This window comes from Mycoplana rhizolycopersici, assembly GCF_013378445.1.
GTDB classification, from domain to species: domain Bacteria; phylum Pseudomonadota; class Alphaproteobacteria; order Rhizobiales; family Rhizobiaceae; genus Mycoplana; species Mycoplana rhizolycopersici.
Genome location: NZ_JABXYK010000018.1, coordinates 53,528 through 67,045, shown reverse-complemented (window position 1 = coordinate 67,045; position 13,518 = coordinate 53,528). Strand labels below are relative to the sequence as shown.

The 13,518-nt window shown below is 62.8% G+C and carries 12 protein-coding genes; 4 read left to right on the top strand and 8 right to left on the bottom strand.

The window, feature by feature from the left end; genetic code table 11:
* Window positions 1-31: 31 nt before the first annotated feature.
* From HV823_RS22195 to rpiA, 5 genes are all read right to left on the bottom strand, one after another.
* The gene (locus tag HV823_RS22195) at window positions 32-430 is read right to left on the bottom strand and encodes a GFA family protein (protein WP_176951879.1); all 399 of its coding nucleotides are present in this window, start codon (window positions 428-430) and stop codon (window positions 32-34) included.
* A gap of 161 nt (window positions 431-591) precedes the next feature.
* Complete coding sequence (locus HV823_RS22190) at window positions 592-1,965, bottom strand: class II 3-deoxy-7-phosphoheptulonate synthase (RefSeq protein WP_176951878.1); 1,374 nt, start codon at window positions 1,963-1,965, stop codon at window positions 592-594.
* Window positions 1,966-2,075: 110 nt separating this feature from the next.
* Complete coding sequence (gene gor, locus HV823_RS22185) at window positions 2,076-3,464, bottom strand: glutathione-disulfide reductase (RefSeq protein ID WP_176951877.1); 1,389 nt, start codon at window positions 3,462-3,464, stop codon at window positions 2,076-2,078.
* Window positions 3,465-3,626: 162 nt separating this feature from the next.
* Window positions 3,627-4,160 carry a DUF2059 domain-containing protein gene (locus tag HV823_RS22180; protein ID WP_176951876.1) on the bottom strand — a complete coding sequence of 178 codons (534 nt, stop codon included), beginning with the start codon at window positions 4,158-4,160 and terminating at the stop codon, window positions 3,627-3,629.
* A gap of 18 nt (window positions 4,161-4,178) precedes the next feature.
* A complete protein-coding gene (gene rpiA / locus HV823_RS22175) occupies window positions 4,179-4,877 on the bottom strand; it encodes a ribose-5-phosphate isomerase RpiA (protein WP_176951875.1) in 699 nt (232 codons plus the stop codon).
* A gap of 197 nt (window positions 4,878-5,074) precedes the next feature.
* Here rpiA and HV823_RS22170 point away from each other — a divergent pair, with 197 nt between their 5' ends.
* Entirely contained in the window at window positions 5,075-5,761 is a 687-nt protein-coding gene (locus tag HV823_RS22170; protein ID WP_176951874.1) for an HAD-IA family hydrolase, read from the top strand.
* 87 nt (window positions 5,762-5,848) lie between these two features.
* Here HV823_RS22170 and HV823_RS22165 read toward each other — a convergent pair whose 3' ends face one another.
* Window positions 5,849-7,735, bottom strand: a complete 1,887-nt coding sequence (locus HV823_RS22165; protein ID WP_176951873.1) for a L,D-transpeptidase family protein — start codon at window positions 7,733-7,735, stop codon at window positions 5,849-5,851.
* 525 nt (window positions 7,736-8,260) lie between these two features.
* Between HV823_RS22165 and fumC the strand changes: the two genes are divergently transcribed.
* Window positions 8,261-9,652, top strand: coding sequence for a class II fumarate hydratase (gene fumC, locus HV823_RS22160; protein WP_176951872.1), 1,392 nt, complete (start codon window positions 8,261-8,263; stop codon window positions 9,650-9,652).
* 170 nt (window positions 9,653-9,822) lie between these two features.
* Window positions 9,823-10,893, top strand: coding sequence for a GGDEF domain-containing protein (locus HV823_RS22155; protein WP_176951871.1), 1,071 nt, complete (start codon window positions 9,823-9,825; stop codon window positions 10,891-10,893).
* A gap of 265 nt (window positions 10,894-11,158) precedes the next feature.
* Here HV823_RS22155 and HV823_RS22150 read toward each other — a convergent pair whose 3' ends face one another.
* Both HV823_RS22150 and HV823_RS22145 read right to left on the bottom strand, forming a co-directional pair.
* On the bottom strand, window positions 11,159-11,767 hold the full coding sequence (locus HV823_RS22150) for a pyridoxamine 5'-phosphate oxidase family protein (RefSeq protein ID WP_176951870.1): 609 nt from the start codon (window positions 11,765-11,767) through the stop codon (window positions 11,159-11,161).
* Between the two features lie 139 nt (window positions 11,768-11,906).
* Window positions 11,907-12,281, bottom strand: coding sequence for a gamma-butyrobetaine hydroxylase family protein (locus tag HV823_RS22145; RefSeq protein ID WP_176951869.1), 375 nt, complete (start codon window positions 12,279-12,281; stop codon window positions 11,907-11,909).
* A 162-nt stretch (window positions 12,282-12,443) separates the two neighbouring features.
* On the opposite strand from HV823_RS22145, the gene moaA reads away from it, so the two are divergent.
* On the top strand, window positions 12,444-13,469 hold the full coding sequence (gene moaA / locus HV823_RS22140; RefSeq protein WP_176951899.1) for a GTP 3',8-cyclase MoaA: 1,026 nt from the start codon (window positions 12,444-12,446) through the stop codon (window positions 13,467-13,469).
* Window positions 13,470-13,518 lie beyond the last annotated feature (49 nt).

The window sequence follows — 13,518 nt, the reverse complement described above, 5'->3', positions numbered from 1 at the left end:
CCCCGGCCGCTCCACCGGATGCCGCGGGCGCTTACCGGTAGTTCTGCGGATATTGCGGGATGCCGTCGTCGAGCTCGTAGTAATCGCCCTTGTCGGCGCAATAGATGTGGCAGGCGATCTTCAGCCCCGTCGGCCCGTCGAAGGCGCCGGCCATGATCGACGTGTAGTTCGCGTCGTCGGCTTTCCAGAACAGCGTCGAACCGCAGATCCGGCAGAAGCCGCGGCCGGCCGCATCACTCGCGCGGTACCAGCCGACATTCTCCCCGCCTTCGATTTCGAGATTGGCATTGCCGACGTTCGTCGCCGCGTAGAAATGACCGGTCTGGCGGCGGCACTGGCTGCAATGGCATGCAACGACATCGCGCAGCGGGCCCATGGCCCGAAAACGAACCGCGCCGCACAGGCAGTGTCCGGTGTGTATGTCGCTCATCGACCCTCCAGATTTCCCTCGAACGCGCTCGCCTTGGCCACCGATGCGCAACAAAAAGCCGGGCCAGCTTGGAAGGCTGGCCCGGCTCTGTCAAATTCAGAGAATTCACCAATCATTTCAATGCCATTGATGAGTGGCATCAAAACGTGAACGAAGAGCGATCAGCCGTTCACGACGAGGCGTTTTTCATCGCGCCCGGTCTTCAGACGCTCGGCCAGCAGGAACGCGAGTTCCAGTGCCTGGTCGGCGTTGAGGCGCGGGTCGCAATGGGTGTGGTAGCGGTCCGCCAGGTCGTCGCCGGAGAGCGCGCGGGCGCCGCCGGTGCATTCGGTGACGTCCTTGCCGGTCATCTCGATATGGATGCCGCCCGGATGCGTGCCTTCCGACCGGTGGATCTGGAAGAAGCTCTCGACTTCCGACAGGATCCGCTCGAACGGACGGGTCTTGTAGTTGTTGAGCGTGATCGTGTTGCCGTGCATCGGGTCGCACGACCAGACAACCTTCTTGCCTTCCCGCTCGACCGCACGGATCAGGCGCGGCAGGTGTTCGGCGACCTTGTCGTGACCGAAGCGGCAGATCAGCGTCAGCCGGCCTGCTTCGTTTGCCGGGTTCAGGGCGTCGATCAGTTCGAGCAGGCCGTCGGCCGTCAGCGACGGTCCACACTTCAGACCGATCGGGTTCTTGATGCCACGGCAGTATTCCACATGCGCATGGTCGGCCTGGCGCGTGCGGTCGCCGATCCAGATCATGTGGCCGGACGTCGCATACCAGTCGCCCGAGGTCGAATCGACGCGGGTCAGCGCCTGCTCGTAGCCGAGAAGCAGCGCCTCATGGCTGGTGAAGAAATCGGTCTCGCGCAGGCTCGGCTGGTTCTCGGCGGTGATGCCGATCGCCTTCATGAAGTCCATCGTCTCTGAGATCCGGTGCGCCAGCATGCGGTAGCGCTCGGCCTGCGGGCTGTCCTTGACGAAGCCCAGCATCCACTGATGCACGTTCTCCAGGTTGGCATAGCCGCCCATGGCGAAGGCGCGCAGCAGGTTCAGGGTCGCTGCCGACTGCCGATAGGCCATGATCTGGCGCTCCGGGTTCGGAATGCGGGCCTCTTCGGTGAACTCGATGCCGTTGATGATGTCGCCGCGATAGGACGGCAGCGTCACGTCGCCCTGCTTCTCGACGTTGGACGAGCGCGGCTTGGCGAACTGGCCGGCGATGCGGCCGACCTTCACTACCGGCTGCTGGGCGCCGAAAGTCAGCACGACGGCCATCTGCAGGAAGGCGCGGAAGAAGTCGCGGATCGTATCGGCGCCGTGCTCGGCGAAGCTTTCGGCGCAGTCGCCGCCCTGCAGCAGGAAGCCCTTGCCTTCCGCCACATTGGCCAGCGCGCTCTTCAGACGGCGAGCCTCGCCGGCAAAGACCAGCGGCGGATAGGAAGCGAGCTGCTCCTCGGTCGCGGCCAGAGCCGCAGCATCCGGATAGTCCGGCACCTGCTGGATCGGCTTCTGCCGCCAGCTGTTCGGGTTCCAATTCTGTGCCATCTCACTCACCTGTTTCGAGGCATGCGTTCATTTCCGCGCAGGCCCGGCCTCCATTAGGATGCGGGCTTATAGACTGGAATGCCCCGCTTGCATAGCCGGGGCCACCCGGCCTACAGCCGCTGGCCGTTGCTCACTCGGTAGCTCGGCTGATACATCGTCACAAGCTCCTCGGCCGCCGTCGGATGAACGGCCATCGTCCGGTCGAAATCGTCTTTCGTGCAACCGGCCTTCAGCGCGATGCCGAGAAGCTGCGCCATCTCGCCAGCGTCATGGCCGAGCACATGCACGCCGAGCACCTTGCGGTCTTCGGCGTTGACGACGATCTTCATGATCATCCGCTCCTGCCGACCCGAAAGCGTCGCCTTCATCGGCCGGAACTCGGCGCGGTAGACTTCGATTTCCGAAAACGCCTTTGCGGCCGCCTCTTCGCTCATGCCGACCGTGCCGATCTCAGGCTGCGAGAACACCGCCGTCGGGATCAGCTCGTGGTCCGGCGAGGTCGGCCGGCCGCGGAACTCCGTCTCGATGAAGCACATTGCCTCGTGGATCGCCACGGGCGTCAGTTGTACGCGATCGGTCACGTCGCCGATCGCGAAGATGCCGGGAACGTTGGTGCGGGAATACGCGTCCACGACGATCGCGCCCTTGGCATCGGTCTCGACGCCGGCCGCCTCAAGCCCCAGGCCCGTCGTGTTCGGCACGCGTCCGAGCGCCAGCATTACCTGGTCGACAACGAGGTCCTGGCCCTTGAGGGTGCGGACGTGACGCCGACCTTCGGCGTCCGCCGTGATGTACTGCAGCAGGTCCTCGCACAGGATGCGGATGCCCTTGGCGGCCATCTCCTTGTGCAGGCCCTGGCGCATGTCGTGGTCGAAACGGGAAAGGATTTCCTTGCCCCGGTAGATCAGCGTCGTGTCCACGCCGAGCCCGTGGAAGATGTTTGCAAATTCGACGGCGATATAGCCGCCCCCGGCGATCAGGATCGATTTCGGCAGTTCGGTCAGGTCGAATGCCTCGTTCGAGGTGATGCAGAGTTCGTGGCCGGGCAGATCCTTGTGCGGCGTCGGGTGACCGCCGGTGGCGATCATAATCCGTTCGGCCGTCACCAGCCGGTCGTCCGCCGTCAGCCGGACGGCGTTCGGACCGGCCAGAACGGCGCGCGTGTTGAGGATCTCGGCGCCCGCATTGTCGAGCCCCTTGCGATAAAGGCCTTCCAGGCGCGTAATTTCCTGTTCCTTCGCGGCGACCAGCTTTTTCCAGTCGAAACGCGTCTCGCCGACACTCCAGCCGAAACCGGCGGCATCTTCGAAATGCTCGTGAAACTGTGAGGCATAGACGTAGAGCTTCTTCGGCACGCAGCCACGGATGACGCAGGTGCCGCCGTAGCGGAACTCCTCGGCGATCGCCACCTTCCTGCCCATTGCCGCCGCAAGCCGGCCGCTGCGAACACCGCCCGAGCCGCCGCCGATCACGAAGAGGTCATAGTCGAAGGCGGGCATCATGAAGCTCCCTGTCAAGTAAGGACAAACGCATATTGAGGCGGAACGCGGATCGCGGCGATGTCGCGACGGCTGTGATATAGGTTGTGCCGTAGCAAAATGAAAAGCCCGGATCGCTCCGGGCTTTGAAAATTCGACAGATGAGGAGGAATCCGGCAGCGCTTACTGCGGCTGCTGGCCTTCTGCCTTCTTCTGTGCGCCGATATCCGCTTCAAGCTTCTTGTCGCTGTTGACTGCGAGATCGCGGGAGATGCCGGCTGCCCAGATGTCGGCTGCCTTCATGACTTCACGCGCGGCGAGCGGGCCTGACTGCAGCAGCTTCTTGCCGGCGGACGAGCCGTAGAAGTCAGCAATCGCCTTCAACTCGTCAATGGTGAAGGTCTTGGCATAGATGTTCGCCACTTCACGCTCCAGGTCGGCCCGGCGCGGCGCCAGCGCCAGCGCTTCGTCGTCGACCGTCTTGTTGATCAGGTCGCCATAGTTCGGCGTGGACTGGATCAGCGTGCCCTTCAGCCGCTCTGCGATCTGCGGCAGGATCGAATCGAACTGTGCGGTGGCATCGAGTGCGTTCATCGCAGCGCGGGCCGCCTGGATCTGCTCCTCGGTTGCGTCCTGCGCTAGGACAGTCCCTGCGAAAGTCGCCGAAGCAACGAGGGTTGCGGCAAGAGTGCGGCCAAGGCCGGCAAAAATGGTCATAGTGGTCATAGCTCCTGTCTAACTGTCCGCTTTCAGCGTCCGCACACCTGCCGCCCCGGCAATGATGGCAATCGACGCCATGTTGATGAACAAGCCTTGTTCCACGACGCCTGGAATCGCGTTCAACGCGGTTGCAAGCGCCTCTGCATCAGGAATACGGCCAAATGATGCGTCGAGAATATGGTGGCCGCCATCGGTCGTGAAAATGCCGCCGCCGGAACGCCGAGGCTCGATGGCACCCGTGAGGCCGAGCCGCGCCGCAGTCCTTTCGACCGCAAGCCGCGTGGTGACGATGCCGAACGGATTGACCTCGATCGGCAGCTTGAATGCGCCCAGTGTCTCGACGACCTTGCTCTCGTCAGCGATGACGATCATGCGGCTTGAGGCGCTGGCGACGATCTTCTCGCGCAGCAGCGCGCCGCCGCCGCCCTTGATCAGCCTTAGCTTGCTGTCGACCTCATCTGCACCGTCGATGGTGAGATCGAGTTCCGGCAGTTCGTCGAGCGACATGAGCGGAACGCCAAGTTCGACGCAGAGACGTGCAGTCCGCTCGGACGTCGGCACACCGACAACCGACAGACCATCGGCGACGCGTTCGGCCAAGAGCCGGACAAATTCCTCCGCAGTCGACCCGGTTCCGATTCCAAGCCGCATGCCGTTTTCGACATAGGACAAAGCGACCGCGGCCGCCTCTATCTTCATTTCGCGGGCGTCCATCCGCCTCTCGCTCCTCTTGCGCTTCCTGCCGCTCTCCGGCGGATTTCCGGATCGACACTTACACGCCCTCACGCACGAACGAAAGCCAAATTCGGCGTGCCGACAGCCATCGCGGGCAGGTGGTCGGCGAGACAATTTGCATTCGCCGCACCGATCGCTTACCTCCGCTGGCAGGACTCCCAGCAGAAAGACAGACCGTGACCGCTCCCCTTGTCGTCTTCGACCTCGACGGTACCCTCGTCGATACCGCCCCCGACCTCATTGCCAGCCTCAATCACACGATCGGCACAGCCGGTCTCGAACCCGTCAGCTACGACGACCTGACCTTCCTCGTCGGGCATGGCGGGCAGGTGATGATCCAGCGCGCCTTCGAACTGCGCGGCGAGACCCTCACGGACCGCGACCTGCCTTCTTACCTGAAGGTCTTCGTTGATCATTATTCTGCAGGCATGCCCGGTGCTTCCCTGCCCTATCCCGGGCTGGTCGCGGCACTCGACCGGCTCGACGCCGCCGGCTTCCGCCTCGCGGTCTGCACCAACAAGATGGAAGGACTGGCGCGGCGGCTGATCGACGGGCTGCAGCTCACCCCCCGTTTCTCCGCGATTACCGGTGGCGACACGTTCTCCGTCCGCAAGCCGAATGCCGCTCATCTTCTTGAGACGATCCAGCTCGCCGGCGGTGTTTCGGACAGATCCGTGATGATCGGCGACAGCCTCAATGACATACTCGTCGCCCGCAATGCCGGCGTTCCCTCCATCGGCGTACCCTTCGGCTACTCCGACGTCCCGGTCATTCAGCTGGAGCCGAATCACATCATCGAGAGCTTCGATGAGCTTCGACCGGAACTGGTGGAAGCGCTGATCGCACGTTCCGCTGCCGCCTGAGCAGAAGACAAAGCAGAAACGGAAACGGCCCGCTCAGAAGAATGGAGCGGGCCGTTTTGATTTGCAGAGGGCGCTGCTGCAGCGATGTCAGCTCTGGACCTGGCGGGCCGAGCGCGTCGCCTCGATTGCCTTGCGCATGTAGTCGTCGCGGCCATAGACGTCTTCGAAGAACTCGACCTTGCCGTCCTTGTTGGGCCAGGCGGTGAAGTAGGAGACGTAGACGGGAATCCGCTCCGGCACGCTGACGGCCTTGTTGCGACCCTTGGCAATCTCCGCACCGACCTGATCCACAGTCGTGCCGAGCACCGCCGCCGCCATCACGCGCGGCTCGGCGAGACGCACGCAGCCGTGGCTCAGCGCCCGCATATCCTTCTTGAAGAAGCTCTTCGAGGGGGTGTCGTGCATGTAGATCGCATGCGCGTTCGGGAACAGGATCTTCAATTCGCCAAGCGCATTGTCGTCACCGGGAGGCTGGCGGACAGCGACACCCTTGGTCGAATTCCAATTGATCTGCGAAGAGGCGACTGCCCGCCCGTTCACCTCGACCTGATAGCCCATCCGGTCCAGATAGGAGGGGTCGGAACGCAGCTTCGGCAGCATCTCGTTGATGATGATCGACTGCGGAACGCCCCAATAGGGGTTGTATTCCACCGTCTGGATCTCGTCCTGGAAGAAGTAGGTCTGGTTCGACTTCGAGCCGACGACCACGCGCATGGAAAACTGCTCGGCATCCTTGTCGTGGTAGTAGGCCATATAGGCCGGCTGGTTGATGAAGACGTATCGCGAGCCGAGTTCTGCCGGCAGCCAGCGCGCCTGCTCCATCGCCACCTTCACCTTGAAGATCTTGTCGGCGACGCTGTCGCCGCCCGTCAGGTGGCGGATGGTCGCCCGGCCGACGACGCCGTCGGGCTTCAGGCCGCGTTCCTTCTGGAAGGCCTCGACGAGGGTCACCAGCTCCGGCGTGTATTCCGGCGTACCGGCATAGGCTGCAATCGTTGCGGCCTGTTCGGTCTTCAGGGCCGCGGAACCGTACTGGACGATCCCCTTGACGATGTTGGCCAGTTCCGGATTGCTCTGGCCCGGCTTCAAAAGCGTGCCGGCGGCGATGACTACGGGATCGCTCGCCTCTTCTTCGGCCTTCAGTGCTTTCAACTCGGCCTTCAGCGCCTGGAAATGGCTTCCGGAAGGCTCGCGGCTCTTCAGATAGGCCGCGACGTCAGGGCTCAGCGCCATGATCTTCAGCGCGGAAACGAGGTTGACCTCCTTGCGCTTGAAATCGTGATAGCCGGAAATCCGGTTCGGATTGATCCGCCCGCGCACCGTGTCGAGCACATAGGTCGCGACAGCCGAAGACAGATTGACCTCGAACGTCGCGAGCTCCTGATAACGCGCGGCGGTATCTGCGCTGTCGAAGACCGCGGAAGGGACTTCGACGGCATAGTCCTGCGGGTCGAGACCGACAGAGCCGGCGTCGGCAAGGACTGCAAGGGCAGCGCGCGCCCGATCATTGATGTGGTTGCCGGAAATCCAGATGAGCTCCGGATTGTGGGTGTAGAACTCCTCGACGGCCCTTGCACTCTCTGCGGGAGCGAAAGCCTTGACGGCAGAGAATTCGCGGCGGATGTCGCCTTCGGGCGTATGCTGCGCCACTTCAACGGCGCCATCCTCTATGGAACCTGTCACCACCGGATCGGAAAACCGGTCCAACGCGATCGCCTTCAGCGGCTCCGCCTTGTAGCTATAGTAGCGCGGTCCGATCACGCGTGGCAGCGGCGCGGGCTTGGTCGGGGCCGGCTGGGCGGCCTGGCCCATGACCGCGACACCCGGCGGCGGTGTCTCTTCCTGCTTCTTGCGCTTGCCGAACAGGAGATCCAGAAGGTTGGGCTGCGCCGCATGCGCAGGCGCCACGTCGACAACTGCAACTGCGCAGGTGATCATAAGCGCTGTGAGCGCCGTGGACTTCTTGAACGTCATATCTGCTTCATTCCCCTGTACCGCCGGTAGTGGCGGCGAACTGGTTTGCACCCGAGCGAGCGAGTCCGGGAATTATAGGACGGGATAGTGAATGAAAAGGAAACGCGACCATGCCGACCGCGCCCGACGCCGCCGGCACGGGATCGCGCACATGGATGCACCAGCGGGCGCAATCATTTGAAAAATAGGACAAATGTTCTGTGACAGCCGGGGCGGCAACCGAAGTCGAAACCCGTCCGGATATGGCACGATTGAGGAAATGCCGCGAGTGTCGCGCATCGGCCACAGCTTCAAACGTGGAAAGTCCACCCCTTCGGGTGCGATATCCGCACTAATCGATTTTACCGCGAGACTGAGGTGCTGCAGCCCGCCGACCTCTTTACAAGGCCGGCCGTTATGGGCCAGAGAATGCCCGGATTTGAGGCACGGTGCCATTGCAGGCAGCGCGCAGTCCGGCGGCACCCGCCTCCATGCGGCGGACGGCGCGCCGACCCGTACAACGCATGGATCAAAGCGGGAAGCGAAATGACATCAACGCGCACGGAAACCGATACGTTCGGCCCCATCGAAGTCGACAACAGCCGCTACTGGGGCGCCCAGGCGCAGCGTTCGCTCGGCAATTTCAAGATCGGCTGGGAAAAACAGCCCCTTTCCGTCGTCCGCGCACTTGGCATCGTCAAGCAGGCGGCAGCGCGCGCCAACATGGCTCTTGGCCGTCTGGATCCGAAGGTCGGCGAGGCGATCATCGCCGCAGCCCAGGAAGTGATCGACGGCAAGCTCGACGACCACTTTCCCCTGGTCGTCTGGCAGACCGGTTCGGGCACGCAGTCGAACATGAACGCCAACGAAGTCATCTCCAACCGCGCCATCGAAATGCTGGGCGGCGAGATGGGCTCCAAGAAGCCGGTTCATCCGAACGACCACGTCAACATGAGCCAGTCGTCGAACGACACCTATCCGACGGCGATGCACATCGCCTGCGCCGAGCGCATCGTTCATCACCTCCTGCCCTCGCTGAAGCACCTGCATGCGGCGCTCGAGGCCAAGGTTAAGGCGTTCGACCACATCATCAAGATCGGCCGCACTCATACCCAGGACGCCACCCCCCTCACCCTCGGCCAGGAATTTTCCGGTTACGCCGCGCAGGTCGCCTCCTCGATCGCGCGCATCGAGATGACGCTGCCGGGCCTGATGGAACTGGCACAGGGCGGCACGGCCGTCGGAACCGGACTCAACGCCCCGGTCGGCTTCGCCGAGAAGGTGGCCGAGGAAATCGCCGGAATCACCGGCCTCGCGTTCAAGACCGCGCCGAACAAGTTCGAAGCGCTCGCAGCACACGATTCGATGGTCTTCTCCCACGGCGCCATCAATTCGGCCGCAGCCGCGCTCTTCAAGATCGCAAACGACATCCGCCTGCTCGGATCCGGCCCCCGCTCCGGCCTCGGCGAACTGTCGCTGCCGGAGAACGAGCCAGGCTCTTCGATCATGCCCGGCAAGGTCAACCCGACCCAGTGCGAGGCGCTGACGCAGGTCTGCATCCAGGTCTTCGGCAACCAGACCTCGCTGACCTTCGCCGGCAGCCAGGGCCACTTCGAGCTGAACGTCTACAACCCGCTGATGGCCTACAACTTCCTGCAGTCGGTCCAGTTGCTTGCGGACGCCGCCGTCTCCTTCACCGACAACTGCGTCGTCGGCATCGAGGCGCGCGAGGACAACATCAAGGCGGCGCTGGAGCGCTCGCTGATGCTGGTGACGGCACTCGCCCCCAAGATCGGCTACGACAACGCCGCGAAGATCGCCAAGACGGCCCACAAGAACGGCACGACGCTGCGCGAAGAGGCGGTCGGCGGCGGATACGTCACTAACGAGGAGTTCGACGCGATCGTGCGTCCTGAGAAGATGATCATGCCCGGCTGAGATCGGCAGAACATCAACCGGCAAGGAACATCAGCGGCCCTGCGGACATCCCGCCGGGCCGCATTTCTTTGTCCGGCTGACTGCCGTCAACCACAAGATCGTTAATCGTTTCCAAATCTTTTCTCCCTAATTTGACACACCAGAATAAGGGAACCCGATAGGAGCGGAAGATGAACACGTCCGTTGCGCAGAAAGTCCAGGTACCGGACATCGCAGCGCAAGTGACCTATGCGATGCGCGTCATGGGCATCGCTCCCATTCCCAGGAACTACGAGCTTTTCTATGAGGCCTATATCGGCTCCAATCCGAAGTTGACGCGGGAGATCGCCGCACTCGGCAACCGCGCCTCTCAGGAAGAGCTCGACGCGATCGGCCGCCAGTACTTCGGCCACCATCACCGCGCCGAGGCCATAGACGGCGCGCACACCAAGATGGTCGCCCAACTGGAAGGCCTGCTGCACCTGCTCAAGCAGGAGCAGAACTCGCTCGAAAGCTATAACCGCATCCTCGACGAGACCTACAGCCGCATCAGCAGCAAGAACACGACCAGCACCGAGATCATCCGCAGCGCGATCGACGTTCTCTCCGATGCCACCGGAGACTCGATCTCGCAAGGGCGCAACATGGTCGAGAACGTAACGCAGACGTCGCTGGAAATGGCGGTTGTTCGCCGCGAACTGGACGAATACAAGCGCATCGCCCACACGGATTCGCTGACGCAACTGTCCAACCGCCGGGCCTTCGACGACAAACTGGCCGCGATCTACGACAATGCGATGCTGCTGAACGTCACAGCGCTGGTACTCGTGGACATCGACCATTTCAAGAAGATCAACGACACCTATGGCCATCCCGTCGGCGACAAGATCCTCGCCTCGGTCGGCAGCATCATCCGCGCCAGCCTGCGTAAGGACATCTTCATCGCACGCACCGGCGGCGAGGAGTTCGCCATGATCATCGAGGGCAACAACCAGGACGAGGTCATGACGATCGCCGAGCGGGTCCGCATCGCGCTTGAACACACGCCGTTCAAGAACTCCAAGACCGGCGTCAACTATGGGCCCATCACCATCTCGCTCGGCCTGTGCATGGCAGCCGAAGCGGAAGCGCCGGCCGAACTCTACAGCAAGGCCGACATTGCGCTCTATTGCGCCAAGAATGCCGGCCGCAATCGCACGATGGCCTATGAGGACGGCATGAAGAAGGAATTCTCCAAGAGCTGGCTCATCTATCGAAAGTAGCCGGCCCGCCGCCGTGTTCGGTCGTATCTCGATACCTTGCAGACAGATCGACGGCGCCGGAAGGCGCCTTCTTTTGCGTGCAGTTCCGCTGGAAACCGCAAGGCAGCCCGCCGGACGCTAGGAGTTGTTCATCGCACTGAACGCCCGACGGCCTCCCGGCATTGCAGCGTTCGTGCGACAGGTGGGGCACCTGGGTGCGTGCCTCCGGATGCCGAGAGGCATTTCCGGGGGCACGCGTCCCGCCAGAAGACGAGCTGCGCTAGCCCTACCACATGGTCTTCGCCGCGCGGCCGGGCCATTCCTTGTCGTACGCCGCTCCGTCAAAGCCTTTCTTGGCGGAAGCCAGCATCTGTCCGACACTCGGTAGTTTGCCCGAATCGCGATGCTTCGCCGGGTTCCACAGGTCGGCGCGCAGGACTGCGCGCGCGCACTGCGAATAGGCCTCGTCCACCGTAATGACGACGACCGATCGCGGGTGGCGCCCCTCCATTTCGAAACGTCGGGTCAGTTCGTCATCGATGCGCAGGACGGCGCGACCGTTGACGCGCATCGTGGTGTTCGACCCGGGAATCAGGAATAACAGCCCGACGCGCGGATCGCGGACGATGTTGGAAAGCGAATCGACTCGGTTGTTGCCCCGCCAGTCCGGCAGCATGAGCGTGCGTTCGTCCTCGACATGGATCACATGACCAGCGTCGCCGCGCGGCGAACAATCGAGCCCCTCCGGTCCGACCGTCGCCAGCGTCATGAACGGCGAAGCCTCGATCATCGCCTGATATTCCGGCGTCAGAAAATTCGTGACCTTGACCAGCGAGGCTTCGCCGGGCTCGCCATAAAGTTCATTCAGTTGTTCCACGGATGTGACGACCGTCATGCTTTGCTCCAGTCAATGGGTTCGCTCCGCGATCGCACTCTCTCATGACAGGCGCACAACAGTGAAGCTTCTGTCTGACGCACCGAGTCCCTCATGCCCGACCGCTACGGCCTGAAATGACGGACGCGACCGGGAAAGCCTAGCGAGGCCTCTCGGCGCGGTCGCGGGTCATCCCCTTTTCGTCCAGTTCGCGCTCGTAGGCGGCGAAGAGCTCATCGCCCTTCTCACCCAGTTCGCGCAGATAGCTCCACGTGTAGATGCCCGTCTCGTGGAGATCGTCGAAGCCGATCCGCACGGCGTAGTTGCCCGTCTGCGTAACGGCGAGGATGGCGACGTTTCGCTTGCCGGGCACGGTGACGCGCTGGCCGGGACCGTGCCCCTGCACTTCCGCCGACGGCGAAAGCACGCGCAGCATTTCCGCAGATAGATCGAAGCGCTGTCCGTCGTCGAAGGCGACGGTCAGGCAGCGACGATCCTTCGATACCCGTAATTCCGTCGGCCAGTGCTCGCTCATCATCGCTCTCCGTGCATGCCCGGGCAGCAGTATGACGCGAACGGGACGTAGGCAAGGTTCAATTTCGTGAGATAATGCATGGATTGGCCTTGACGGTTGACGGCGACCGGCCAACATTGCGGATCAGAACGGAGCATGGAATTGAACAGTTTCGCAGGCACGATGGACAGGGCGAAGGCGCTTCTACACTCGGACGCGCCGATGGTCGATCCGTTCGGCCGCGCCGTCACCTATCTGCGCGTCTCCGTCACCGATCGCTGCGACTTCCGCTGTACCTATTGCATGGCGGAGAACATGACGTTTCTGCCGAAGAAGGATCTGCTGACGCTGGAGGAGCTGAACCGGCTCTGTTCCGCCTTCATCCACAAGGGGGTTCGTAAGCTTCGACTGACCGGTGGCGAGCCGCTGGTGCGCAAGAACATCATGTTCCTGGTGCGCGAGCTTGGCCGCCATGTCGAGGCCGGCCGCCTCGACGAACTCACGCTTACGACGAACGGATCGCAACTTTCCAGGCATGCCGCCGAGCTTGCCGATTGCGGCGTTCGCCGCATCAATGTCTCGCTCGATACGCTCGACCCGGACAAGTTTCGCGCCATCACCCGCTGGGGCGACCTTCAGAAGGTGCTGGAAGGCATCGATGCGGCGCAGGCAGCCGGCATAAAGGTCAAACTCAACGCCGTCGCGCTGAAAGACTTCAACGATCGCGAGATCCCGGCAATGCTGCGCTGGGCGCACGGCCGCGACATGGACCTGACCCTGATCGAAACCATGCCGATGGGCGAAATCGACGAAGACCGCACGGAGCATTACCTGCCTTTGTCGGAGATGCGCCAGCGCCTTGGCGAAGAGTTTACCCTGACCGACATCGACTATCGCACCGGCGGGCCGGCGCGCTATGTCCGCGTGGCTGAAACCGGTGGCCGTCTGGGCCTGATCACGCCGATGACGCACAATTTCTGCGAAAGCTGCAACCGGGTGCGCCTGACGTGCACGGGCACGCTCTACATGTGCCTCGGCCAGAACGACGCCGCCGACCTGCGCCTTCCGCTCCGTGCCTCCGAGGACGATGCGCTCCTTTCGCAGGCGATCGACGAAGCGATCACGCGCAAGCCGAAGGGTCACGACTTCATCATAGACCGCAACCGGCGGCCGGCCGTCGCGCGCCACATGAGCGTTACCGGCGGCTAACCTTTCGCTGGAAACCCCGGCGCGAAACTTCGCCGGGGCTTTCTGTTGC